Origin of the sequence: Parageobacillus toebii NBRC 107807 (genome assembly GCF_003688615.2) — a bacterium.
Lineage (GTDB): Bacteria > Bacillota > Bacilli > Bacillales > Anoxybacillaceae > Parageobacillus_B > Parageobacillus_B toebii.
In genome coordinates, this window is sequence record NZ_CP049703.1 from 136,216 (window position 1) to 161,988 (window position 25,773).

The following is a 25,773-nucleotide window of genomic DNA, read 5'->3' on the forward strand; positions in this document are numbered from 1 at the left end:
GCAAAAAAGAAAGGATGCCTAAAGCGAATGTTTAGGCATCCTTTTAATTTTACCATCTATTCTTTCCACTTTCTCCATCGCTTCCTGAAGACGATTTCTCTTGGACAATCACCGTGATTGAATCTTTAATTTCCTGTCCATCCTTTGTTTTCGCTTTGGCAATCGCGGTAATCGTTGAATATCCAACATCTTTGGCTACGATATACCATTTTCCTTGCTGCGGGCGCACTTCGACATATTCCGGAGCGGATGATTGTACAGAGTCAAGGCGTTTATCTGTCGCATTACTTGGAATAAAGGTTAATTGCGATTCGATGTCAAGCTCTTCTCCTACCGTCATATATAAAACTTCCTGTTGGAAACGAATCGCTTCTAATGGAACAAATGGATCGATCACCGTAATCGTCGCCGTCGCCGAGACATTGCTTCCATCCATTGCCCGCACCGTAATCTCTACCGTTCCCGGCTCTTTGGCAGTAACTTTTCCGCCCTCCACCTCCGCGACATCCGGATTGCTGGAAATCCACTGCAATGTTTTGTTTGTCGCATCGCTTGGCACGATCGTTACCGAAATTGTCTGCGTTTCGTTAACTTCCATCGTTTGTTTATAGTTTCCTAATGTTAATTGGCGAATGAGCTTAATATACGTAAGCGATACAGTGGTAATGCCGTCTCCTTTTGTTAATCCTCCTGTCGCCTTAATGGATATCGTCGACGTTCCATCCCAAGTGATCGGAATTTCATATGGTGAATCGAGCGGCTTCCAAGCGCTGTCTTGCTTTGGATTTTCAACTTTATATTCGTACGTGACTCCCTCACCTGCGACACGTCCTGTTACTTTAACGGTTACCGGTTGGGTAACAGTCGCTCCGCTTGGGATTGGCTGGCCGTCTTCAGCTATAATTGCAACGCGCGGTTTTAAATATAGCGCTACCGTCTCACTGTTATTATACGTGACGAGAAGAACGTCATCACCCTGAAATTGCAGCGCCTTCACTGGAAGCCTCGGGTGTTTCGTCTCTCCAAGCTTGGCTGACGCTTGCCATTTCGTAATAAGGCCGCGCCCATCTCCTTCGTAATATATATCAGGCGATTCATGCAAGCGGACTTTCATTCCAATCCGTTGGGAAGGGGCCTTTAATGACGATGTCCGCGCGCCGTATTTGCTGTCTTGGAACGAAACGACAGCTGGCGGAAGCTGCACGTTTTCCATCGCCCAGTTTGCTTGAAGCGTTATTTCACCGATAATCTCGTTGTTATTTAGTTGCTTATAATCAATAATCGTATTTGGAAACGCAATCTCGGCATACTGAACGCCGTTTTCCGTGTGTACGGTCACGTTTGGCGCGTTTGGCGTCGGAACAACCGTAATCCCGTCTGGAAGCAGCTGAATCAATTTAATGTTGCTGATGTTTCCGGACGCGTTTCCAACATAGCCAACGGCAGTTAGCGAATAACGTGCCTTGAATCGGTTCGAATCACCATCCGCATTGCCGAATTTCACTAAGTCGTCTACGTCCCTTGTGATTCCTTCAAGCGTCACCGTTCCGTCAAACGATGGCGGCACCTCGTCTTTGACAACGACCTTAACTGATTTCGTAATCGGTGCCTGTTCTATTCCATATACATCACGATACGCCAATTCCGCAGTAAACGTATACTCCCCTTTTGCTTTAAAACGCACCGGAATTGAAACGGTAAACGACGGTGGTGCCGGCTGTCCTACTTTATATGGAATCGAAAGCGTGATATAGGCGTTTTCTTTCTTATCATCGAGCCAAACGTGATCCGTCTCGACAATTTCCACGTTTCCGCCAAACGAGGTTAGCGGAATTTTTATCGTTCCGCTTAACACCGGATCATTAGCGAGCTTCGAAAACTGCTGGAAAATTTCCGTTAAGTTTTGTGGCGTTCCTTGCTTCGCCTGTCCGCCTGCTGTTGATGACAACTTTTCTAAATAGCCCATATCCACTTCCTGGTTATTGCCAAAACCGATAGAATAGAGAGTTATATTGTTCATGCCAAGGGTTTTGGCAATATTCGTTCCATGTAAACGGATTTTTTCTTCAAATTCTCTATATTTTGTTCTGTCCCAATATGTCTTTGTTTCTGGTTCATCAGGATAATAGATCGTTCGGGCTGCCGTTATGCCATTGGAATATAAAATATATTGTACGTCTAAATCTTCCGTGACTTGTTTGCACGTTCTCCAGAACAATATTCCTTCACAAACTTTATACGTAATCGGTTCCTTTGCTATCGACACCGTCGGCATCCCATCCGTTAAAAAAATGATATATTTTTTCCGGGTTGGGTCATTAAAAAACGACTGGGCTTGTTGCAGCGCCTGTGTATAGTTCGTTCCTCCGTCGGCAGTGAGGCTGTTCGCTGTTCTGGAAATAAGATCTAATTGTTCCTTGACATCTTGCTGCACAGAAAAAGGAACTACTTTATTGACTACTACTGTATCGGAAAACGGAACAAGGGCAAATCGATCATTCGGGTTGGCGTTCGCTTTGAAATAATCGACGGCGGATTGAAGCGCATATTTTGCGCTTTGAAGCTTCAAAGGCGTCATCGACCCTGACACGTCAAACACAAACACGACATCAATCGGCGGGCGAACAATGTTGTCCACCCTGCCTTTTGGGATTAAAGTTACATCCAATCGCCCTTGCGCATCCCCGTTTGGCGGTTTCGCATATTCTAGTTGCGAAGAGGTAATCGTAAAATCTAAAGTGGCGTTATTGGAGTCATTACTTTCCCCAAACACGATATTAGTGGCATCTCCTAAATAAAAACTGAAAAACAGTGCAATAAACAACCACCAAATTTTTCTCTTCTCCGCCACACTCCTCTCCCCCTATCCCTTACCAAAGTCCTACTACTTTCATTATAGCAAGACTTTTCAGCGGAAATATACAAAAATTTCATTTACATCAATAACTTTCTTACTTCCGCAATAAAGTAAAGCGATCCGGTAATCAAGAAAAGGTCATCGCTTCGTTTTTGTTTTTTCTTTTCTTTGACCCAGCCTTTCCAGTCGTCCGTCGTTGCTTTGTGCGGATGGTTGCACAAGGCGGCAAGCTGCTCAGGCGACGCTGCGCGCGGAAAATCGAACGAAGTAAACGTTATCGTTTTGGCAATTTCGGCAAGCGGTGGAATCATTTGATCAAGCGGTTTATCCGCTAACGCAGCAAATAACACATGAACATCTTTGTTTGGATAGTGCGAACGTACCGTATTAACAAGACTATGAATACCTGCCGCGTTATGAGCGCCGTCAATAATAACCAGCGGCTTATTGCTTACCCGCTCAAATCGTCCGATCCACTTTGCTTTTTCTATTCCCTCATAAATATGCTCTTTTTCAATCAAAAACGAATAGCACATCCGCAAATACTCCGCTGCCATCACCGCGAGCGCCGCATTTTGCACTTGATGTTCTCCAAACATCGTTATTTTTAAATCGGGATATTGCGAAAATATTGTTTCCATTGAAAAATGTTCGCCATCCTCTGTTGACTCATGATGAACAATAAAAAAGTCTTCTTCTAATCGATATGTTTTCGCTTTGAGCGACTTCGCTTTTTCTGAAATAACCGTCCATGCTTCTGGCTGGTTTACCGCTGTAATCACCGGAACGCCTGATTTAATGATGCCCGCTTTTTCAAAGGCGATTTTTTCTAATGTTTCTCCTAAAAAATTCATATGGTCATAGCTGATGTTGGTGATAATGGAAAGAAGCGGATAAATGACGTTCGTCGAATCAAAGCGGCCGCCAAGTCCGGCTTCAATAAGCACAACGTCTTGAATATTCTTTTTCCCGAAATAATAAAGCATCATCGCCGTAATGACTTCAAATTCCGTCGGCGCGCCAAGTTCTGTTTTTTCCAATTCTTCTGCAAGCGGTTGGATTACTTGCACGAGTTCAACGATTTCCTTGTCACGAATTGGGTTTCCATTTACGCTTATTCGTTCATTAAATTGCTCCACATACGGGGAAGTGAACGTTCCGACAGAGTAACCTGCCGCTTGTAAAATATGACGCAAATAGCTGATGGTCGAACCTTTTCCGTTTGTTCCAGCAACGTGAATCGCTCTAACAAGGCGCTCTGGATGTCCAAGCTTTTCCATCAACCATTCCATCCGTTTTAGCCCTGGTTTTATTCCTAATCGCAAACGGCCGTGAATCCACTCTAGCGCCTCTTCATATGTACGAATCATCATATTTCTCCCCCTTACTAGCATAAGATGATGAGAAAAGACGAATCCAAATGCTTGGATTCGTCTTCATGATAAAAGAAGCGGCGATGCATTGTCTATTTTTTTAATTCGGCAAGGCGCGCGCGAACAGCTTCGCGTTTTTCTAAGTAGTCTTTTTCTTTTTTCCGTTCTTCTTCCACCACGTGCGCAGGCGCTTTCGTAAGGAAACCTTCATTGCTTAACTTCTTCTGCACGCGCTCGACTTCTTTGTTGAGTTTTTCAAGTTCTTTTTCGAGCCGTTTGATTTCTTCTTCGATGTTAATAAGCCCTTCAAGCGGCAAGATTAATTCCGCACCAGTAACGACCGCTGTCATCGCTTTTTCCGCAGCTGGGATGTCAGTTGCAATCAACAGTTCGCTCGGATTGCAGAACCGTTCTAAATACACGCGGTTCTTTTCCAATGTCGCTTGAATATGCTCGTCTTTTGCTTTAATGTGCAGCTTGATTGGTTTGCTTAACGGTGTGTTCACTTCGGCGCGAATGTTGCGAACCGCGCGGATAATGTCCACAAGCAAACGCATTTCTTCCGCCGCTTCGTGGTTGGAAAGCTCTGGACGAACTTCCGGCCATTTCGCTACCGTAATTGACTCTCCTTCATGTGGAAGGTGCTGCCAAATTTCCTCGGTAATGAACGGCATGAACGGATGAAGCAGGCGCATTGTATTGTCAAGCACATATGCCAATACAGAACGAGTCGTTTTCTTCGCTGCTTCATCATCCCCATAAAGCGGAAGCTTCGCCATTTCAATATACCAATCGCATAAATCATCCCAAATGAAGTTATACAACACGCGGCCGACCTCACCGAATTCATATTTTTCGGCAAGTTTTGTCACCGTTTCAATCGTTTCGTTTAAACGCGTTAAAATCCAATGGTCCGCCACTGTTTTTTCTCCGCTTAAATCAAGCTGGTCGTACGTCATTCCGCCCATGTTCATCAGCGCGAAGCGGGATGCATTCCAAATTTTATTGGCAAAATTCCATGTCGCTTCGACTTTTTCCGTACTAAAGCGCAAATCTTGCCCAGGCGAGCTTCCAGTAGCCAAGAAGAAGCGAAGCGAATCGGCGCCGTATTGATCGATGACATCCATCGGGTCAACCCCATTGCCGAGCGATTTGCTCATTTTTCTTCCTTGCGCGTCACGGACAAGACCATGGATTAATACATCTTTAAACGGTCTTTTCCCAGTAAATTCAAGACCTTGGAAAATCATGCGCGATACCCAGAAGAAAATGATGTCATATCCAGTGACAAGCACATCGGTTGGATAATAGCGTTTGTAATCCGGTGCCTCTGTATCCGGCCAGCCCATCGTTGAAAACGGCCATAGGGCAGAGCTGAACCACGTATCCAGCACATCAGGGTCTTGCTCCCAGTTTTCGATATCAGCCGGAGGTTCATGATCGACATAAATTTCTCCTGTTTCTTTATGGTACCAAGCCGGAATGCGATGCCCCCACCATAATTGACGGGAAATACACCAGTCGCGAATGTTTTCCAACCAATGCAAATACGTTTTTTCGAAGCGTTCCGGAACGAAATGCACTTTTCCTTCCGTTTTTTGCAGCTGAATGGCCGCTTCCGCGAGCGGTTTCATTTTGACGAACCATTGTGTCGACAAATACGGCTCGACAACCGCTCCGCTGCGTTCGCTATGCCCAACTGAATGCACATGTTCTTCGATTTTAAATAGCACTCCTTGTTCTTGCAAATCTTTAACGATTTGCTTGCGGCATTCGAAACGGTCCAACCCTTGATATTGCATCGCGTTTTCATTCATCGTGCCGTCTTCGTTCATAACGAGGATGCGCGGCAAGTTGTGGCGGTTTCCGATTTCAAAGTCATTCGGGTCATGTGCCGGTGTAATTTTCACCGCACCCGATCCGAATTCCATATCGACATACTCATCGGCGATAATCGGAATTTCGCGGCCGACAATCGGCAAAATAACCGTTTTGCCAATGAGATGTTTATAGCGCTCGTCATCTGGGTGAACGGCAACCGCCGTATCGCCGAGCATCGTTTCCGGACGGGTCGTTGCCACTTCGATATACCCGGAGCCGTCGGCAAGCGGATAGCGCATATGATAAAGCGCGCCTTTTACTTCTTTATAAATCACTTCAATATCCGATAACGCCGTTTTTGTTACCGGATCCCAGTTAATAATGTATTCGCCTCGATAAATAAGCCCTTTTCGGTAAAGCGATACGAACACTTCGCGCACCGCTTTCGATAAACCTTCATCTAACGTAAAGCGCTCACGCGTATAATCGAGGCCAAGCCCTAATTTTGCCCATTGCTGGCGAATGTGGCTCGCGTATTCTTCTTTCCATTTCCACGTTTCCTCAAGAAACTTTTCCCGTCCTAAATCATAGCGGGAAAGTCCTTGCTTGCGAAGCTTTTCTTCTACTTTTGCCTGTGTGGCGATTCCGGCATGGTCCATTCCCGGAAGCCATAGAACGTCATAGCCTTGCATCCGCTTCATGCGTGTAATAATATCCTGCAGCGTCGTATCCCACGCATGTCCTAAATGGAGTTTCCCTGTTACGTTTGGCGGCGGGATGACAATCGTAAACGGCTTTTTATCAGGATCGCCCGTCGCTTCAAAAAATTTTCCGTCAAGCCACCATTGATATCGATTGGCTTCTACGGCTTTATGGTCGTATTTCGTAGACATTGTAATATCTTTTTGTTCCATTTTGTTTTCCCTCCTTCTTATCAATAAAAAACTCCTTTCATCCTAAAAAGGACGAAAGGAGACTCTTTCGCGGTACCACCTTTTTTCTTAAGCAAAAAGAATTTGCTTAAGCACTTCATTGCGATAACGGTCTGCGACCGGCTTCCTCTACTAGGCAAACACCGTTCAAAGAAGCAGCTCCAGGGCGACCTTCCAACGATAACCGTCCTAGGAAATCTCGCAGCTACTGATTTCCCTCTCTGAAGGCGTTATTCGTTGTACTCTTCCCTGTCTTCGCTTTTTTATTATTTTTCTGTTTATTATACTACGAAAAACTTGTTTCATCGTCAATCATCTTTGCCAAGTTTTTATTTATTTATTCCATTTCTTCGTTTTTGGTGACAAAAACAATATCCAATCATATTTTAATAGTAACATGCCCGAGGGAGGAAATGCTCGATGAAACGATTTAACTATTATTCATGGCCGCCATGGCTTCGGCAAATTCGTGCCGTTTGTGCGCAAGTGATTATTCCAATCACGATTTTTCAAGCGATTCGCACCATTTTTTTACCCACGACGTTTGATGTCATCTTATTGGCCATTTTTGTGCTTATTGCGGTGGCGTTTCATCTGGAGTGGATTTAGCTTCTTCTGCTTCTTTTCGCTGGACAAGGCGCATGACGACATACTCCATATTTTTCATTGTAAAGTAACGGCGCTGCAGTTCGGAAACATATTCTCGTTCACTTTTTCTGTTTTGCCGCTTCATCTCATACTCATAAATGCAGCGATATAAAAAATACGGCTGCGCAAGATGGCTGAAAAGAAAGGACCATTCCTCTTCTAACATCGGTAACGTTTTTCCGTATTCTTCCATTCCTTCCACCCATTCATCACCGATCGGCGGAAATGTGCGCATATGATAACGAAGCGCAATGATTACATCGAAAAGCGGAGAGTTCCAACTGGCGCGTTCCCAACTAAAAAAATAACGATTGTCATTTTCCATCTCTATATAATGTGAAAGCCGTGCCTTTCCGTGAATCCAGGCAATTCTCCATTTTTTTGTTTCTTTCATTTTTTCATACCATTTCTCTAGCTCCGTTTCCGCAAACCAATACGCTTGCATTGTTTCATGAAAATACGTGCAGCATTGCAGCTGAAACGGAGACATATACCATGCATTTTCGCACTTTTCCACATATGATTGCAAAAAGGCGCGCTGCCTTTCCCATTCTCTTTTTTTATTCTCATAGTAATTTCTTATCTCTTCTTCGTTAATATCTATTTGTTTGAGTGACTTTTGATGTAAATAAGCGAGGTCGCGAAAAAAAGAGCGGACATGTTCTCGTTTTTCTTTTCTCTCATCGGATGAAATCCATGGCATTAAATAATAATGCCGACCATACGATACAAACGGAAAACCTTGTTTTGACAAGTAAAGAGGAACAGATTGTTTTCCATAAAAAATATACGATTGTTGAATGGCTGCCATTTCCCTGGCGTTCGTTATTTCTTTTAAAGCAAATAGACCAGCGTTCGTATGGATTTTTTTTACTTTCCCGTAATCATCGACGCGAAACGGCTTTAACCCGTATTGCTGTAAAATGGGCGTATACATTTCGATGCGTTCTCTGTTCAATGAAACGACCCCCTCCATAAAAAGAAGTGAGGAATCATGTTTCCCTCACTACGAAGAGCGGCTTCCCGCTAGCGCCGGTATATATAACAATTGCCCTTCATGGATTTCCTCAGGGCTTTCCAATTGGTTGACACGAAGCAGCTGCTGGACGGTTATATCGTACCGCTCGGCGATCTTGTCCAACGAATCTCCTTGCTGAACGATGCAAATTTTTACTTTCGTAAATTCCTCTTCTTGATTCTTCGCAAATAGTTTCGTTAAGTACAATGCATTTTCACTCTTTACTTTTTGTTTTTCGTTTTCATCTATTTCTTCTTTCATTTCATCAGCATCTTTTTCTTTCATCGATCCAATCGATACTTTTGCTTCTTGTTGTGGAGCAACGTTTTCTTCTTCTGCTTTCACCGCTTCCTTTTCTTCTAGTTGTGCGGCTGTTTCTTCCGGTTTTTCCAGTTGCGCGGCTGTTTCTTCTAGTTTTTCTAGCTGTGCGGATTTTTCTTCTTTTTCTTCTGGTTTTTCTAGCTGTGCAGCTTTTTCTTTCGTTTTTTCTAGCCGCTCGACTGTTTCTTCTAGCTGTTCATTGTTATTTAGCGGCACGGCTGTTTCTTCTTCCTGTTTTGTTTCTTCGCGATGGATAGCCGTCATTTCTTGTGCTTCGTCTTCATTTTGTTCCTGCAGTGCATGGTTGAAAATAGAAGATGTCTCTTCTTCCGATTGTTGCTTTCTTTGTTCTTCCTCGTATACTTCTTTGCGCGCGACAACTTCAAACGGTTCAAACAACAGATCTTCGTCTTCTTCCTCTACTAACGAAGGTTCATAAGGTTCATCTAGCGGCGCTTCGCTAATTCCACTGATCGAAATATCCGCTGTCACTAGCAATCTTCCATTTTCATCTAAATCATAATCGAACGATTCTACCGTCACATACACATCTTCTAAATGTTGAATGCGGTTTTTCGGAATCGTAATATCGATTGGGAAACGATGCGATAATTCACTAATGCCGTCTTCGCGCGTAGAAATATGCTGAACGAATCGATGGCTTGCAAAATCAAAAGGATCCGCGCTGCTTTCTTCCCCTTCCGCCATCCGATATTCTCCGCTTAATTCTAACGCTCCGCGAATCGTAATATACTGTTCATATTCATCAACCGAAACAATCGGGTCCAGCGAAATAGAGAGAAATTCGGCGACTTCCTGTCCTTTTCTAAACCAGATCGATTCCTCAAGGGAAAACCGCAAATACGATTGCTCCAATCCAAACTCCTCCTTCCGTCCCTTACCAACAAAATTTTCTATGACATTACCCATTGTATGAAGGACGAACGAGCAATATGAATAAAAAAATCGGGCTGCCCATCAAAAGATGGACAACCCTTTCTTTTACTTCCCTTCGCGAATTTTCGCAAACGCGCGCTCTGCAGCGGCGATTGTTTTTTCAATATCTTCATCCGTATGTTCCGTGGACAAAAATAATCCTTCAAATTGCGACGGAGGAAGGAAAATTCCTTGTTCCGCCATTTCGCGATAATATGCCGCGAACATTTCTAAATTCGATGTTTTCGCTTTTTCATAGTTTGTTACTTCTTCATTTGTAAAGAAGAAACCAATCATGGAGCCAGCGCGGTTAATCGTATGCGGGATTTCGTATTTTTCCGCCGCTTCGCGCAATCCTTCTTCCAATCGATCCGCTTTTTTGCGGAATTCATCGTATGTTTCCGGCGTCAGCTGAATCAATGTTTCATATCCGGCCGTCATGGCGAGCGGGTTTCCCGATAAGGTGCCGGCTTGATAAATCGGGCCGCTAGGAGCGACTTTTTCCATAATTTCCGCTTTTCCGCCATACGCTCCGACCGGAAGCCCGCCGCCGATGACTTTTCCAAGACACGTCAAATCCGGTTCAATGCCAAAATAGCCTTGCGCACAATGATAATCGACGCGGAAGCCTGTCATGACTTCATCAAAAATAAGAAGGGCACCATATTGTTTTGTTATATCTCGCAACCCTTGCAAAAATCCTGGAACCGGCGGAACGACACCCATGTTTCCCGCAACCGGCTCAACGATGACAGCGGCGATATCTTCGCCAAACCGTTCAAATGCGTAGCGAACGCTTTCTAAATCATTATAAGGAACAGTAATCGTATTTTGCGCCACCGCTTCCGGAACACCAGGGCTATCCGGCAACCCAAGCGTCGCTACTCCTGAACCGGCTTTGATAAGCAACGAGTCGCCATGGCCGTGATAGCATCCTTCAAATTTAACAATTTTATTGCGTCCAGTGTAGCCGCGTGCCAGCCGAAGCGCGCTCATCGTCGCTTCTGTTCCGGAGTTTACCATGCGAACAATTTCGATGGATGGCACCCGTTCAATCACTAATTTCGCTAACTCGTTTTCAATCAATGTCGGGGCGCCAAAACTCGTGCCGTTTTCCGTTACTTTTTTTAGCGCTTCGACAACGCGAGGATTCGCATGACCTAAAATAAGCGGACCCCATGACAACACATAATCAATATATTCATTGCCATCGATATCGTAAATTTTCGAACCTTTGCCGCGCGCCATAAAAATTGGCGTCATTTTTACGGATTTAAACGCGCGCACCGGGCTGTTGACACCGCCTGGCAACAGCCGGACCGCTTCCTCATACGCTGCTTTTGAACGTTCATAGCTTCGCACCATTCACGGTTCTCCTTTCTATTCATTTAGCCAGCGAGCCGCATCTTTAGCAAAATACGTCATAATTAAATCGGCGCCTGCCCGCTTCATGCCGGTAAGCATTTCCATGACAATTTCTTTTTCGTTAATCCATCCGTTTTGCGCCGCTGCTTTGACCATCGAATATTCACCGCTGACATTATAGGCGACAAGCGGGAGATGGAAATGGTTTTTAATGTCACGGATAATATCCATATAAGCGAGCGCTGGTTTTACCATTAAAAAGTCAGCGCCTTCACGCACATCCGATTCCGCTTCGCGGAACGCCTCGAGGCGATTGGCCGGATCCATTTGATATGTTTTCCGGTCGCCGAATTGCGGCGCGCTGTCCGCAGCATCACGGAACGGACCGTAAAATGCGGACGCATATTTAATCGCATACGACATAATCGGCACATTCGTAAATCCGGCTTCATCGAGTCCTTGGCGAATCGCAGCAACAAAACCGTCCATCATATTAGAAGGTGCGATAATATCCGCGCCCGCTTTCACTTGGCTGACGGCTGTTTTTACAAGCAATTCAAGCGATGGATCGTTTAACACTTGCTCGTTTTCGACTACACCGCAATGTCCATGGCTTGTATATTCACATAAACATGTATCCGCAATAACAACGACATCTGGATAATTTGCTTTGATTTGGCGGATCGCCTCCTGAACGATCCCATGCTCACAATATGCTTGTGAGCCGACTTCATCTTTTTCTGCCGGCACACCGAAAACGATTACCGATTTAATGCCTAGTTGGACGACTTCATCCATTTCCTCATTTAAACGGTCAAGAGAAAATTGATAGATCCCTGGCATGGATGGTATTTCCCGTTTTACCCCTTTTTCTTCGACGACAAAAATCGGATAAATAAGATCGTCTACATGAAGATGTGTTTCTCTCACCATCGCTCGTAAATTCGCGGTTTGCCGCAGGCGGCGATGGCGATCAAATTGTAATGTTGCCATTTATTTTTCCCTCCATCGTCCTTTTTGCAAAATATAATTCCATTTCTTTTATCATATCATCAATCGTATACTCGTCTGGACAAATATGCACGGCAAGTCCCGCTTTTTCTGCTGTTTCCTTCGTAATCGGACCGATGCAGGCGATCACGCAGCCGCTAAGTAGTGAAGCGATATCTTCTTTTTCCATCATCCGTATAAAGCTTTGTACGGTAGAGGAACTTGTAAACGTGATCACATCCAGTTTTCTTTCCCGCAACAGATATAACAATTGTTCTTTTCCTGATTCATTCATCAATGTTTCATACACAATAAGGTCCGTTACGTCTGCTCCCATATTGATCAGCGCATCACGCAATACCGGCCTTGCTAAATTTCCTTTCACTAAAAGAACGCGGTCGCGCGGCTTAACAAGCGGTTTTAGCGCCTCGATCATCCCTTCGGCGACAAATTCGCTAGGAATGGCAGCAGGAGAAACGCCATACGTTTTTAAAGCCGCCGCCGTTTTCTTTCCGACTACCGCCACTTTTGGAAGCGGAGTTTCCTTTTTGACAAATGGGAAGAAAAAACGGACACCATTTGCGCTTGTAAAAATGAGCCAATCATAATCGGAAAGCTGACGCACACATCGTTCAATTTCTTCACGATGGGAAGAAGGAGAAATCGAAATAAGCGGAATTTCAATCGGCGTTGCTCCTGCTTTGCGTAGTTTTTCAGAGAACGCTTTCGCCTGTTCTTTTCCTCTTGTCACAAGCACCGTTTTTCCCGACAACGGACCGCTCACTGTCGATTCATCTCCTCTTTAATACGATCAATTAATGCTTTCGCGCCACGCTCTATTAACATTTTCGCAGCGTTCGTTCCGACTTCTTCCGGATTCGATCCGCTTACCGTTTCTTTATATATCTCTTTTCCGTCTGGAGAAGCAACAAGAGCGGTTAAAACGATATCCTCGCGATCGTCAATATATGCATATCCCGCAATCGGCACTTGACAGCCGCCTTCCATTTGTTGTAAAAATACACGTTCGGCCAAAACAGCCCGCTCGGTGTGAACATCGTTTAATTTTTGCAGCCATTCCCGCAATTCTTCATCATTTTCGCGGCATTCCACCGCCAGCGCTCCTTGTCCAACAGCAGGAAGACATACATCTGTTGATAAATATTCCGTAATGACATCTCTTGCCCAACCCATGCGCACTAATCCGGCCGCCGCAAGAATAATGGCGTCGTAATCTTCGTTTTGCAGCTTCGCAAGTCTCGTATCGATATTGCCGCGAATCCATTTGATCTTTAAATCCGGCCGTTTTGCCAGTATTTGTGCAGAACGGCGCAAACTGCTTGTCCCAACGATCGCTCCACTTGGAAGATTCGCAAACGTTTCTTTGTTTTTACTAATCAACACATCATGATGATCCTCACGCGGCGGCACGCAGCCAATGATAAGACCATCAGGCAAAACAGCGGGCATATCTTTCATGCTATGTACTGCCATATCAATTTCGCCGTTTAGCATTGCATGTTCAATTTCTTTTACGAACAATCCTTTGCCACCGACTTTGGATAACGTCACATCAATAATTTTGTCCCCTTTGGTGACAATTTCTTTTACTTCAAATTCAAACGGCGCTCCTAATTGCCGAAGCCGCTCGATGACCCAGTTCGTCTGGGTGAGCGCAAGTTTGCTGCGGCGCGATCCAACGATGATTTTTCGCATCTTTCATTCCTCCACTACGAATACCAAAAATGAAATTTCGATAAACTACCGAATAAGAGAAAGTTTACCAATAAAAATAAAAACGAACCGATATTCCATAGTGCAATCATTTTTCCTTGCACTTGCTGGACAATGCGCTTGTAAAAGTAAATACTGTACACTGCAAGTACAACAAACGAACCTAACACTTTCACATCATACCAATGAAAATCTTCCACTTTGATATAGGCCCAAATCACTCCAAGAATCAATCCTAATAACAACATAGGCAATCCAATTAAATTTAAAACATAAGACATAAAATCTAATTTCGTTAAATCAGCCATCCGCCATAACCGTTCTCCCCATTTTTTCCGTTTCAATAAGCTGTATTGCAACATGTACAATACCGAAAAAATAAACGAAAGCGAAAACGCCGCATATGCTAATAATGCCATTGTAATATGAATCATTAGCAATTCAGAAATCAGCCTTTCGGCAACAGCCGGTGACTGATGGTGATTTGGCGCGAACGTATGAATCGCCAAAATTAAAAACGCTAGCACGTTCGTAAAAAAGACGATAAAATCAACGCGCATCAACCGGTTAATGATAAGAGATAACGTAATGAGCAACCATGCGTAAAAATAGAGGCCTTCCGACATCGTTAAAATTGGAAAACGCCCTGTCTGTATGATGCGAAACAAGAAAAAAAATGTTTGCAGCATCCAAACAATAGAAAGTAACCAGAAAGCGACTTGATTCGCCTTCCGGTTACGTTGGAGAAAATCAGTAAAATATAAAAGTATAGACAATACGTACAAAAGAATAGACAGCTCATATAACCGGGGCATGGTCATCTCTAACATATGCCAAAATCCTCTCTTATGACTGTAGAGACGGCATAGCGGCGCGTTGACCATCCGTTTTTGCTTGCTTTTGTGCTTTCACTTCGTCTTCGATATTAAAAATTTTCATAAACAATTGCAACGCTTCTTCGGCATTTGGTTCAGCTGCCAACTCTTTTGCGCGTAAAATCGGATCGCGCAGCAATTGATTAATAATGCTTTTTGTGTGTTTGTTCAATACTTTCCGGTCACGTTCCGATAAATGCGGCAATTTCCGTTCAATGCTCCGCATTGTCTCCGCTTGAATCGCCAGCGCTTTTTCACGAAGCGCCGCAATAACAGGCACAACGCCGAGCGTATGAAGCCATTGCTGGAAGGCAACAAGCTCTGTTCCGATCATACGTTCAATTTGCTCTGCCGCTTTTTTGCGCTCTTCTAAATTCGCTTGCACGATTCCTTCTAAATCGTCAATATCATATAAAAAGACGCTTTCTAACTCGGCAAGCGCTGGGTCTAAATCTCGCGGAACAGCGATATCGACCATAAATAGCGGGCGTCCTTTCCGCATTTTTTCTACATGAACCATCATTTCTTTCGTGATGATATAATCTTTTGCTCCAGTAGAGCTAATAACAATGTCCGCCTCCAGAAGCGCACAGGATAGCTCACAAAGCGATTTTGCCGTACCTGAAAACTTTTTCGCCAGCTGCTCTGCTTTTTCGAGCGTTCGGTTGACAACGGTTACTTTTCCTACGCCACTTCCATATAAATTTTGCGCCGCCAATTCTCCCATTTTGCCAGCGCCGATAATTAAAACATGTTTCGAAGATAAATCCCCGAAAATCTTTTTCGCTAATTCTACTGCCGCGTAACTTACAGACACGGCGTTTGCGCCGATTTCTGTTTCGGAATGGGCGCGCTTTGCAAATGTGACCGCCTGCTTGAATAACTGATTAAATATTGTACCAATCGTTCCATGTTCTTGAGCAAGAAGATAACTTGATTTTACTTGACCTAAAATTTGTGTTTCTCCTAAAATCATCGAATCTAAACCAGAAGCAACACGGAATAAATGTTCGATCGCTGCCTCATTTTCCATAATGTTTAAATAAGGTGTAAGCGCATCGATTTCCACATGAAACCAATTGGCCAAAAATGATTTTATATAATAACGACCGGTATGCAGCTGATCAACAACTGCATAAACTTCGGTACGATTGCATGTAGAAACAATCACATTTTCTAAAATGCTTTTTTGCTGCTGCAATTGCTTCATTGCATCGACCAATTCCGACTCACTAAACGTGAGTTTTTCACGGATTTCAACAGGGGCCGTTTTATAGTTTACGCCAACAACAACAATATGCACTTCCTTTATACCCCCTTAATCAAGTACATAAATATCTTTTTTTATTATAGCACATATGTCTTTCTACTTTTTGAAAAAAGTGTGAACACGCTAGAAAGCATATGATAAACTTTATACAGTATAAGTGTATCACAAAAAAGTTTGTCGAAAAACTGGGAGGAACCGATGAAAAAACAAGCTGCGTTCTCTGGCATTATTCTTGTTGGACTGGGCGTTTACTTTTTTGCCAATCAGCTTCACTCCTCATTTGCCCATCTTTTTCAAGACTGGCCAGCACTGTTAATGATTCTCGGGGCGGCGCTGATCGGCCAGGCGTATTCCGCCCGTGAATACCAACACCTATTTCCAGGCATCATTTTGTTTGGATTCGGACTTCACATTTTACTTGTCCATTGGTTCAAACAATGGCCAAATCATATCGGCGTCTTTTTCTTTATCATTGCGATAGCATTTTTCATTAGCTCCCGAAAAGTAAAAAGCGGTCTTGGCCAAAGCATCTTTTTTTTAGCATTAGCCTTTATTATGCTGTTTTCCGAACATTTTCAGCCGCTGTTTTATATTGTCGAAACAGGCATTGCATCGATTTGGAAGTTTTGGCCGCTTGGGCTAATCCTTGCGGGTATATACATATTATTGGTAAAGAGGAAATAATCCATACAAAAAACACCAGCCTCGTTTCATGCTGGTGTTTTTTCGATTATAGGAATCGCTCCAATGCTGCCCATGCTTCTTCTTTTCCTTGGCCTGTTTCTGCCGAAAAAAGAATAAGTTTATCATCCTCCATGATGTTCAACGTTTCACGGACAACTTTTAAATGCTTTTGCCATTTTCCCTTCGGAACTTTATCTGCTTTCGTCGCAATGATAATCGTCGGGATTTGATAATGTTTTAAAAACTCATACATCATGACATCATCTTTCGTCGGCGGATGTCGCAAGTCGACGATCAGAACAACTGCGCGCAGCTGTTCTCTTGTCGTAAAATACGTTTCCATCATTTTTCCCCATGCTTCCCGCTCTTTCTTTGAGACCCTCGCAAATCCATATCCCGGCACATCAACAAAATAAAGCGATTCATTAATAAGGTAAAAATTTAATGTTTGCGTTTTTCCTGGTTTCGATGAAGTGCGCGCTAAATTTTTTCGATTAATCATTTTATTAATAAAGGAAGATTTGCCAACATTGGAACGACCGGCGAGTGCAAATTCCGGCAGCGCACCATCTGGATATTGTTCCGGTTTCACCGCACTGACGGCGATTTCTGCTTTTGTCACGTTCATTGTTGATCCCCTACCAATGCATGTTGTAGTACTTCATCTAAATGGGAAACGAGCACAAATTGTAAATCATTTTTTACCACATCTGGAATATCTTCTAAATCTTTTTCATTGTCCTTTGGTAAAATTACTTTTTTCAAACCGGCGCGATGGGCGCTTAACGTTTTTTCTTTTAATCCGCCAATTGGAAGCACGCGGCCGCGCAATGTAATTTCTCCCGTCATGCCAACAAATCGGTTTACCGGCCGGCCTGTTAGCGCGGAAATGAGCGCAGTCGCAATCGTGATCCCAGCAGATGGTCCGTCTTTTGGCACGGCGCCTTCTGGTACGTGAATATGAATATCGTATTTTTCATGAAATTCAGAGTCAATCCCAAGCTGTTCAGCTCGAGAACGCACGTAACTAAATGCTGCTTGTGCGGATTCTTTCATGACATCGCCTAATTTTCCTGTTAACACAAGCTTCCCTTTTCCCGGTGCAAGCGATACTTCAATGGATAGCGTATCACCGCCAAACGCTGTGTAGGCAAGGCCTGTCGCCACGCCAACTTGATCTTCCAATTCCGCTTGGCCGTAACGGTATTTTCTTTTTCCTAAAAATTCTTCTATATTTTTCTCTGTAATGATGACGCGTTTTTTCTCCTCAGAAACGATGAGACGTGCTGCTTTTCGGCAAATCGCAGCGATCTGCCGCTCCAATTCGCGCACACCTGCTTCTCGTGTATAATAGCGAATAATACTCATCATCGCGTCATCACGTACTTGCAACGATGATTTTTTTAATCCATGCTCTTTTAATTGTTTTGGAAGCAAATGACGTTTAGCGATTTGCAATTTTTCTACTTCCGTATAGCCTGGGATTGTAATAATTTCCATACGATCCAAAAGCGGCTGTGGAATCGTTGCTAAGTTATTTGCTGTCGCAATAAACATCACTTTCGATAAATCATACGGTTCTTCAATATAATGGTCGCTGAACGTATGGTTTTGTTCCGGATCCAACACTTCAAGAAGCGCCGCAGACGGATCGCCGCGAAAATCACTCGACATTTTATCAATTTCATCTAATAAAAATACCGGATTAATCGTTCCCGCTTTTTTCATCCCTTGGATAATTCGTCCAGGCATTGCGCCGACGTATGTGCGACGGTGGCCACGAATTTCTGATTCATCGCGAACACCGCCTAACGAAATGCGAACAAATCGGCGGTTTAGCGACTTGGCAATCGAACGAGCAAGCGACGTCTTCCCAACTCCTGGCGGCCCTGCTAAACAAAGAATCGGACCTTTTAATGATTTCGTTAATTGTTGCACAGATAGAAATTCGAGCACTCGTTCTTTTACTTTTTCTAGACCGTAATGATCTTCGTTTAATATCGCTTCCGCCCGTTTGATATCATGAATATCTTCTGTTTGAGTTGACCACGGAAGCGCAATAAGCCAGTCTAAATAGTTGCGAATCACCGCGCTTTCCGCTGAGGTCGCTGGTATTTTTTCATAGCGGTCGAGTTCTTTAAGCGCCGTTTCTTTCACATGACTTGGCATGCCAGCTGCTTCGATTTTTTCTTTTAATGCTTCGACTTCTCCTGCTTTTCCTTCTTTTTCACCAAGTTCTTTTTGAATTGCCTTCATTTGTTCGCGCAAGTAATATTCTTTTTGTGTACGTTCCATCGATTGCTTGACGCGCATGCTAATCTTTTTCTCAAGCTGCAGCACTTCTTTTTCATTATGCAGGATTTGAATAATTTTATGAATGCGTTCTTTCACATCGATCGTTTCGAGAATGCGTTGTTTTTCCTCTAGTTTAAGCGGCAAATGGGAAGCGATAATATCCGCCATTCGTCCCGGCTCATCGATATCTGCAATGGAAGCATAAATATCGGCTGACAATCTTTTTGATAAATTTATGTATTGTTCAAAGTATTCGAGCATCGTCCGTTTCAACGCTTCGTCCTCTAAATCTTTCGTTGTGCGATCTACAAACTTTTCTACTTTTACCATAAAATACGGTTCTTCACTTACTGTCTCGGTAATGATTGCACGCGCGATTCCTTCCACCAGCACGCGAAACGTTCCGTTCGGAAGTTTAAGCAACTGTTTTACGCGCGCAAGTGTCCCCATTTGATATAAATCATCCATATCAGGTTCATCAACGGAAACATCTTTTTGCGATGTCAACAAAATGATGTGATCTTCCACCATTGCTGTTTCAAGCGCTTTTACCGATTTCTCCCGCCCCACATCTAAATGTAAGACCATCGTTGGAAACACAAGCAGCCCCCTTAGTGGCAAAAGAGGAACGACAAGCTCTTTTTTCTTCACCACGAACACCTCCATATCTCACTTCTATTCGTCTATTGTATAGCACCGTAGCACGATTTGTAAAATGACATGATACAGACAAAGGAAACGTTTTTTATATCTTGCTTATGAATTATAATATAAAGAAAAACCGACTTCGACATCCTTTTTTCGTCGAAGTCGTATCGCTTGCTACTACACTGATTTTTTTTCGGAGCGATCGGCAGCAGCTGGAATAGCGCTATCGTGTTGCGCAAAATCTTTTCCAAATACAACTGGAAACACTTCCTCTAAACGTTGGACAGGAATAATCTCGATCCCATCAATCTCTCGTAAAAGGGATTGCATGTTTTCCAACGGAACGATCACTTTTTTCGCCCCAGCTTGTTTCGCCGCTTTTACTTTTGGAAAAATTCCACCCACTGGTTTGACATAACCGTGAATACTAATTTCTCCTGTCATCGCTACCGTACAATCAACCGGTATTTGATAAATCGCTGAATAAATTCCGGTTGCTATCGCAATTCCTGCGGACGGGCCATCGATTGGAATGCCTCCTGGGAAATTAATATGAATATCATAACGATCAGCGGGAACTCCCATTGCACGCAATACAGTAATGACGTTTTCAACAGAACCTCTTGCCATACTTTTGCGGCGAATAGATTTTTCCCGGCTTCCAATACTTTCTTCTTCAACGATGCCAGTAATATTAATGGTTCCTTTTTCTTTTGTTGGCAAAGCAGTTACTTCAATTTCCAAAAGCGCTCCGGTGTTCGGACCGTATACAGCTAATCCATTCACAAGACCAACCATCGATGCATGAGAGATTTTCTTTTCATATCGCGGCGACAATTGACTTGAGTGGATGACCCATTCAATGTCTTTATCTAAAATCGTTTCACGTTTTTCAGAAATAGCAATTCCCGCAGCAATTTGCATGATATTTACTGCTTCCCGCCCGTTTCTCGCATAAGACGCAAGAATACGAATTCCGTTTTCCGATACTTTTAAACGTATTTTTTCCGCTGCTTTTTTTGCGATGAGCGCAATTTCATCCTGATCGAGTTCACGAAAAAACACTTCTAAACAACGCGAGCGAATAGCCGGAGGAATTTCGTTTGGCGTTCTCGTTGTCGCTCCAACAAGGCGAAAATCTGCAGGAAGCCCATTTTGGAAAATGTCATGGATATGACTCGGAATTTGCGGGTTTTCCTTGCTATAATAAGCACTTTCAAAAAACACTTTACGGTCTTCGAGCACTTTCAGTAATTTATTCATTTGAATCGGATGAAGCTCTCCAATTTCATCAATAAATAAAACTCCACCATGTGCAGTCGTTACCGCGCCTTGCTTTGGCTGCGGAATGCCTGCTTGTCCCATCGCTCCAGCCCCTTGATAAATTGGATCGTGCACAGACCCAATTAACGGATCGGCGATTCCACGTTCATCAAACCGTGCTGTCGTTGCGTCTAATTCAACAAATACCGCATTCTTTTTAAAAGGAGAAAGCGGATTTTTTTTCGCCTCTTCTAAAACTAGACGAGCCGCCGCTGTTTTCCCAACGCCTGGTGGTCCGTAAATAATGACATGCTGAGGGTTCGGACCGCATAACGCCGCTTTTAACGCTTTAATTCCGTCTTCTTGACCGACAATATCTTCAAAACTTTTCGGTCTTACTTTTTCCGCAAGTGGTTCGGTTAACGAAATGGATCGCAATTTCTGAAGCTGTTCCATTTCTTTTCGGGATTCCTTATCGATCGAAACTTTTTGGATCCGTTGGTTTTTAAGCAAATTCCAAAAATAAAGACCAATAATAATCCCGAAAAATAGTTGTATCAATAGTACTGCATTTGCCCAATTCATTCTCTGAAATCCTCCTGCCTTCAAATAGTATGTAGTATGATAGTATCTCCGTGAAAAGGCAGGAATAAACAAAAAAGAAACCGCCTTATGACTAAGGCAGTTTTACAAACATTACGCTGATGTTTTTCTCTCTTGTTCTATCACGGTTCCGTCGTGACGAATCAGTTTTGGCGGTTTATTGCTACGAACCGTCTCTACGGTAATAATACATTTTTGCACATCTTCACGAGATGGCAGCTCGAACATGACATCGAGCATAATTCCTTCAATAATCGAGCGAAGACCGCGCGCTCCGGTTTTTCGTTCAATTGCTTTTTTCGCAATTTCCCGCAGCGCTTCTTCTTCAAATTCAAGCTCCACCCCATCAAGTTCAAGCATTTTTTGATATTGTTTTACAATCGCATTTTTCGGCTTTGTTAATATATCGACAAGTGCTTGCTCATCAAGTGGCTCCAAAGTCGTAATGACCGGAAGACGACCGACAAACTCTGGGATAAGTCCAAACTTTAATAAATCTTCCGGAAGCACTTTTGACAATAAATTCTTTTCATCTACATCCGACTGCTGAATATCGGCGCCGAACCCGATTACTTTTTTTCCTAAGCGGCGCTTAATAATCGGTTCGAGCCCATCAAACGCACCGCCACAAATAAATAAAATGTTCGTTGTGTCAATTTGGATAAATTCTTGATGTGGATGCTTGCGGCCACCTTGAGGCGGAACGCTGGCAATCGTTCCTTCTAAAATTTTTAATAACGCCTGTTGCACTCCTTCACCAGATACATCTCGCGTAATGGATGGGTTTTCCGATTTGCGGGCGATTTTATCGATTTCATCGATATAAATAATTCCTTTTTCAGCCCGTTCCACATCATAGTCGGCTGCCTGAATAAGCTTGAGCAAAATGTTTTCTACATCTTCACCGACGTATCCAGCTTCCGTAAGCGATGTTGCATCCGCAATCGCAAACGGCACGTTTAAAATGCGGGCTAATGTTTGCGCCAGCAGCGTTTTTTCCGCTTCCCGTCGGTCCAATCATTAAAATATTGCTTTTCGATAATTCTACATCATCGATTTTACTGCCAGAATTAATCCGCTTATAATGATTATAAACCGCAACCGCTAACGATTTTTTCGCTTCATCTTGGCCGATGACATATTCATCTAAAATTTCCCGAATTTCTTTTGGTTTTGGAATATCTTTAAATTCAAATTCCTCTTCGTTTCCTAACTCTTCTTCCACGATCTCCGTGCATAGCTCGATGCATTCATCACATATGTATACACCGGGACCAGCAACAAGCTTGCGGACTTGGTCTTGCGTTTTTCCGCAAAACGAACACTTTAACTGTCCTTTTTCATCATTAAATTTAAACATCAGCTTCACCCCTTGCCACGAAATCGCACAACTTCATATGTATTTTATTTTCCTCGCAAAACTTCGACGACAAAACGTATGTATTGGTCATTTTATCATAAATGATCTCCAAAAAGCTAATAAAAAAATTGTAATGTGTTAGAAAAATTAGAAAATTTTTTATCACGCTTCATTTTTTGTATGAAAGAACAAGGCACGAACATTCGCGCCTTGCTCTTTATATATTATGCCGCAACTTTGCTATTTTCTACAAGGAAATCGATCGTTTTCCGCCATTTCAAATCTTCTTTTACACCATCAAGATTTCCTAATAGCTCTTTTAGTTTTTCCACTTCTAAATTATATGCTTTCGCCATTTTTTCTAGTTCTTCATTTATTTCTTCTTCTGTTACTTCAATATTTTCTGCCTTTGCAATCGCTTCTATTGTTAAGGCAACACGAACGCGTTTTTCCGCATCTTCTTTCATTTGTTCACGCAATGCTGCTTCATCTTGGCCCGAGAATTGATAATAAAGCTCAAGATTAAGTCCCTGCATTTGCAAACGTTGATCAAATTCACGCAACATGCGGTCTGTTTCGTTTTTCACCATTACTTCTGGAATATCAATTTCCGCGTTTTCTGCCGCTTTTTCAACAACCGCGTCACGAAGTGCTGCTTCCGCTTCATTCTTTTTCATTTCTTCAAGTCTTTTGCGGATTTTGTCTTTTAATTGTTCTAATGTTTCCACTTCATCGTCTACATCTTTTGCGAATTCATCGTCTAATGCTGGAAGGCGTTTTTCTTTTATTTCATGTACTTTTACTTTGAATGTCGCAGGTTTGCCCGCTAATTCTTTTGCGTGGTATTCTTCAGGGAATGTCACTTCAATTTCTTTTTCTTCTCCTGCTTGCATGCCGATCAATTGATCTTCAAATCCTGGAATGAATGTGCCTGAACCGATTTCAAGCGAGTAATTTTCCGCTTTTCCGCCTTCAAATGGCTCGCCGTCAACAAAACCTTCGAAATCGATCACTGCTGTATCGCCGTTTTCAACTTTGCCGTCTTCTTTTACAACAAGCTCCGCGTAGTTTTCTTGAAGACGTTTTAATTCGTTTTCCACATCTTCATCTGTGACAGTATCATCCATTTTTTCCACTTCTAATCCTTTATATTGCCCAAGTTTTACTTCTGGTTTTACGGTAACTTTTGCTGTAAAAATAAGGCTTTTTCCTTTTTCCATTTGTTCAATATCGATTTTTGGAACATCTACTGGTTCGATTCCTGCTTCTTCTACTGCTTTTGCATAAGCTTCTGGCAATAAAATATCAAGTGCATCTTGATATAACGCTTCTACTCCAAAGCGTTTTTTCAAAAATGACGCGCGGTACTTTTCCTTTGCGGAATCCTGGAATAGCAATGTTTTTCACTACCTTTTTAAACGCCGCATCCAATCCTTCATTTACTTTTTCCGCGTCCACTTCAACAGTAAGAACGCCTTCATTACCTTCAAGCTTTTCCCATTTTACTGACATAATATTCCCTCCACTTAAAAATCATTCATTATAATTTAAGGATGAAGATAATGAAACGATTCCATTTTTCATTATCTTTTTATTATTCTCATATTATATGTAATAAAAAGTATAAAACATATACGCAATACAACCATTATATTATAACATACAACAATGATGTTTCAATACGAATAAGATGATTAAAAATAGGAAAATTTCTCTACTTCATAAAGCTTTTTGCAAAGAAAATCCATGTTTTCGGCATGAACATGATACATGCGGGCAATTTTCTCTAAAGCCGCTGGTATTCCTTGAAATTGACAGGCAATGAAATGAAGCGCTGCAATCCAATCTTCACATGTAGCCGGTTTTGGCGAAAACGGGTAAAGAATGTACGTATAACGAAGCCAAATATCTACAGCTACTTCATATAAGCTTGGATTTTCGCTTGCTAACGTATTCTCTAACTGCCGTAACACGTGTAATGCAAACGCCGTTTGTGCCTGTTCGTTTAGATTTGCCGGTATTGCTTCCATTCTTTCTCCAAACTTTTCGATTGTGACAACATCGGTTACATTTTTTAATGTAAGCAAACGTAAAATCATTGTTTTGGTTATTGGGTTTTTTGATTCGTTCATTAAATATTGTTTTAAAATGGAAAGAACAGGAGCAATATCTTCATTTTCTAACTGCTTGATCACTTTCATATGCTCGGTAATATCGTCCGACTCAAACAGCTGCTGAATGCTATCTTGTTCAGCAAGCGGCAAAGCAGTTTTGCTCATTTTTTGATTGAAATGAAGCAGACGCAACAGTTGCTCCCGCATCGAAGGAGAAAGATGGCGGCGGTGCAACGCATCACGTATCACCATTTCTGCTTGCTCATATCGTTGCATTTGCATCAAAATAGATACATACATTTGCAAAAGTTCGATATCGTCTCTATGTTCTTGAAGCAACATGCGTAAACGGCGTTCAGCCTCAAGAAAATCACCTAATTCGCAGTGACAAACGGCAATGCTAAGTGCTACATGGAAACTATTCTCACCAAGCTGTTCTGCTTCATGGAAAAAATGAAGCGCTTCATCGTACCGCTTTGCCTGCAGTGCTTCCATTCCCTCTTCAACAAGGCGTTCCTTGACACGAGGAAACAAAATAATATTTTTATTTTTTCGCTCCATGTTCGCCCGCCCCAATAAAATTTTTACACAAGTGTAACAATTTTTCCTCCAAAATACAAGCAAAATAAGCAGAAAAAAGAAAAAGCCGTTCCAGCATTTTGAGGC

17 protein-coding genes, 2 pseudogenes and 1 other annotated feature are annotated in these 25,773 nt (G+C 42.7%); of the genes and pseudogenes, 2 read left to right on the forward strand and 17 right to left on the reverse strand.

The annotated features are described in order from the left end of the window. Nucleotides 1–49: 49 nt before the first annotated feature. The 3 genes from DER53_RS00735 to DER53_RS00745 form a co-directional block, all read right to left on the reverse strand. Nucleotides 50–2,851 carry a VWA domain-containing protein gene (locus DER53_RS00735; protein ID WP_062753087.1) on the reverse strand — a complete coding sequence of 934 codons (2,802 nt, stop codon included), beginning with the start codon at nucleotides 2,849–2,851 and terminating at the stop codon, nucleotides 50–52. An 83-nt stretch (nucleotides 2,852–2,934) separates the two neighbouring features. Continuing rightward, nucleotides 2,935–4,227 (reverse strand): bifunctional folylpolyglutamate synthase/dihydrofolate synthase, encoded by a 1,293-nt coding sequence (locus DER53_RS00740; RefSeq protein ID WP_062753233.1) that lies wholly within the window; start codon nucleotides 4,225–4,227, stop codon nucleotides 2,935–2,937. Nucleotides 4,228–4,322: 95 nt separating this feature from the next. After that, nucleotides 4,323–6,965, reverse strand: coding sequence for a valine--tRNA ligase (locus DER53_RS00745; RefSeq protein WP_062753089.1), 2,643 nt, complete (start codon nucleotides 6,963–6,965; stop codon nucleotides 4,323–4,325). Between the two features lie 44 nt (nucleotides 6,966–7,009). Further along, nucleotides 7,010–7,248: a binding site (T-box leader), on the reverse strand. A gap of 155 nt (nucleotides 7,249–7,403) precedes the next feature. On the opposite strand from DER53_RS00745, the gene DER53_RS00750 reads away from it, so the two are divergent. Beyond that, nucleotides 7,404–7,592 carry a hypothetical protein gene (locus DER53_RS00750; protein WP_015864680.1) on the forward strand — a complete coding sequence of 63 codons (189 nt, stop codon included), beginning with the start codon at nucleotides 7,404–7,406 and terminating at the stop codon, nucleotides 7,590–7,592. Here the strand turns inward: DER53_RS00750 and ysxE are convergent. From ysxE to hemA, 8 genes are all read right to left on the reverse strand, one after another. Then, nucleotides 7,558–8,568, reverse strand: a complete 1,011-nt coding sequence (gene ysxE / locus DER53_RS00755) for a spore coat protein YsxE (protein ID WP_062753235.1) — start codon at nucleotides 8,566–8,568, stop codon at nucleotides 7,558–7,560. The two genes, DER53_RS00750 and ysxE, sit on opposite strands and share 35 nt — an antisense overlap. Before the next feature lie 69 nt (nucleotides 8,569–8,637). After that, on the reverse strand, nucleotides 8,638–9,846 hold the full coding sequence (gene spoVID, locus DER53_RS00760) for a stage VI sporulation protein D (RefSeq protein WP_062753090.1): 1,209 nt from the start codon (nucleotides 9,844–9,846) through the stop codon (nucleotides 8,638–8,640). 126 nt (nucleotides 9,847–9,972) lie between these two features. Next, nucleotides 9,973–11,268 carry a glutamate-1-semialdehyde 2,1-aminomutase gene (hemL, locus tag DER53_RS00765; RefSeq protein WP_041269952.1) on the reverse strand — a complete coding sequence of 432 codons (1,296 nt, stop codon included), beginning with the start codon at nucleotides 11,266–11,268 and terminating at the stop codon, nucleotides 9,973–9,975. An 18-nt stretch (nucleotides 11,269–11,286) separates the two neighbouring features. Next, entirely contained in the window at nucleotides 11,287–12,264 is a 978-nt protein-coding gene (hemB, locus tag DER53_RS00770) for a porphobilinogen synthase (RefSeq protein ID WP_062753092.1), read from the reverse strand. Further along, a complete protein-coding gene (locus tag DER53_RS00775) occupies nucleotides 12,245–13,045 on the reverse strand; it encodes a uroporphyrinogen-III synthase (RefSeq protein ID WP_062753094.1) in 801 nt (266 codons plus the stop codon). Before DER53_RS00775 ends, hemB begins: the two co-directional genes overlap by 20 nt. Further along, entirely contained in the window at nucleotides 13,042–13,977 is a 936-nt protein-coding gene (gene hemC, locus DER53_RS00780; protein ID WP_015864686.1) for a hydroxymethylbilane synthase, read from the reverse strand. Before hemC ends, DER53_RS00775 begins: the two co-directional genes overlap by 4 nt. A 14-nt stretch (nucleotides 13,978–13,991) precedes the next feature. Beyond that, nucleotides 13,992–14,825 (reverse strand): cytochrome c biogenesis protein, encoded by an 834-nt coding sequence (gene ccsA / locus DER53_RS00785; protein WP_015864687.1) that lies wholly within the window; start codon nucleotides 14,823–14,825, stop codon nucleotides 13,992–13,994. Nucleotides 14,826–14,841: 16 nt separating this feature from the next. After that, nucleotides 14,842–16,173, reverse strand: coding sequence for a glutamyl-tRNA reductase (hemA, locus tag DER53_RS00790; protein ID WP_062753096.1), 1,332 nt, complete (start codon nucleotides 16,171–16,173; stop codon nucleotides 14,842–14,844). A 165-nt stretch (nucleotides 16,174–16,338) separates the two neighbouring features. Between hemA and DER53_RS00795 the strand changes: the two genes are divergently transcribed. Then, on the forward strand, nucleotides 16,339–16,824 hold the full coding sequence (locus tag DER53_RS00795; RefSeq protein WP_015864689.1) for a LiaI-LiaF-like domain-containing protein: 486 nt from the start codon (nucleotides 16,339–16,341) through the stop codon (nucleotides 16,822–16,824). Between the two features lie 46 nt (nucleotides 16,825–16,870). Here DER53_RS00795 and yihA read toward each other — a convergent pair whose 3' ends face one another. From yihA to DER53_RS00825, 6 genes and pseudogenes are all read right to left on the reverse strand, one after another. Beyond that, nucleotides 16,871–17,452 carry a ribosome biogenesis GTP-binding protein YihA/YsxC gene (yihA, locus tag DER53_RS00800; RefSeq protein ID WP_062753098.1) on the reverse strand — a complete coding sequence of 194 codons (582 nt, stop codon included), beginning with the start codon at nucleotides 17,450–17,452 and terminating at the stop codon, nucleotides 16,871–16,873. After that, nucleotides 17,449–19,785 (reverse strand): endopeptidase La, encoded by a 2,337-nt coding sequence (gene lon, locus DER53_RS00805; RefSeq protein ID WP_041269719.1) that lies wholly within the window; start codon nucleotides 19,783–19,785, stop codon nucleotides 17,449–17,451. The genes yihA and lon overlap by 4 nt, the downstream gene beginning before the upstream one ends. Nucleotides 19,786–19,944: 159 nt before the next feature. After that, a complete protein-coding gene (gene lonB, locus DER53_RS00810; RefSeq protein ID WP_062753099.1) occupies nucleotides 19,945–21,615 on the reverse strand; it encodes an ATP-dependent protease LonB in 1,671 nt (556 codons plus the stop codon). A gap of 111 nt (nucleotides 21,616–21,726) precedes the next feature. After that, nucleotides 21,727–22,993 (reverse strand): annotated as a pseudogene (gene clpX, locus DER53_RS00815) (ATP-dependent protease ATP-binding subunit ClpX). A 224-nt stretch (nucleotides 22,994–23,217) separates the two neighbouring features. Then, a pseudogene (gene tig / locus DER53_RS00820) lies at nucleotides 23,218–24,505 on the reverse strand (trigger factor). Between the two features lie 182 nt (nucleotides 24,506–24,687). Then, nucleotides 24,688–25,668 carry a tetratricopeptide repeat protein gene (locus tag DER53_RS00825; protein ID WP_062753103.1) on the reverse strand — a complete coding sequence of 327 codons (981 nt, stop codon included), beginning with the start codon at nucleotides 25,666–25,668 and terminating at the stop codon, nucleotides 24,688–24,690. Nucleotides 25,669–25,773: the final 105 nt, after the last annotated feature.

What these genes read in the sequence shown, in the direction of transcription:
- DER53_RS00740 (WP_062753233.1), bottom strand. Translation starts at nt 4,227, where the DNA reads ATGATTCGTACATATGAAGAGGCGCTAGAGTGGATTCACGGCCGTTTG.
- DER53_RS00745 (WP_062753089.1), bottom strand. Translation starts at nt 6,965, where the DNA reads ATGGAACAAAAAGATATTACAATGTCTACGAAATACGACCATAAAGCC.
- DER53_RS00750 (WP_015864680.1), top strand. Translation starts at nt 7,404, where the DNA reads ATGAAACGATTTAACTATTATTCATGGCCGCCATGGCTTCGGCAAATT.
- ysxE (WP_062753235.1), bottom strand. Translation starts at nt 8,568, where the DNA reads ATGTATACGCCCATTTTACAGCAATACGGGTTAAAGCCGTTTCGCGTC.
- hemB (WP_062753092.1), bottom strand. Translation starts at nt 12,264, where the DNA reads ATGGCAACATTACAATTTGATCGCCATCGCCGCCTGCGGCAAACCGCG.
- hemC (WP_015864686.1), bottom strand. Translation starts at nt 13,977, where the DNA reads ATGCGAAAAATCATCGTTGGATCGCGCCGCAGCAAACTTGCGCTCACC.
- ccsA (WP_015864687.1), bottom strand. Translation starts at nt 14,825, where the DNA reads ATGTTAGAGATGACCATGCCCCGGTTATATGAGCTGTCTATTCTTTTG.
- DER53_RS00795 (WP_015864689.1), top strand. Translation starts at nt 16,339, where the DNA reads ATGAAAAAACAAGCTGCGTTCTCTGGCATTATTCTTGTTGGACTGGGC.
- yihA (WP_062753098.1), bottom strand. Translation starts at nt 17,452, where the DNA reads ATGAACGTGACAAAAGCAGAAATCGCCGTCAGTGCGGTGAAACCGGAA.
- lon (WP_041269719.1), bottom strand. Translation starts at nt 19,785, where the DNA reads ATGGAGGTGTTCGTGGTGAAGAAAAAAGAGCTTGTCGTTCCTCTTTTG.
- lonB (WP_062753099.1), bottom strand. Translation starts at nt 21,615, where the DNA reads ATGAATTGGGCAAATGCAGTACTATTGATACAACTATTTTTCGGGATT.
- DER53_RS00825 (WP_062753103.1), bottom strand. Translation starts at nt 25,668, where the DNA reads ATGGAGCGAAAAAATAAAAATATTATTTTGTTTCCTCGTGTCAAGGAA.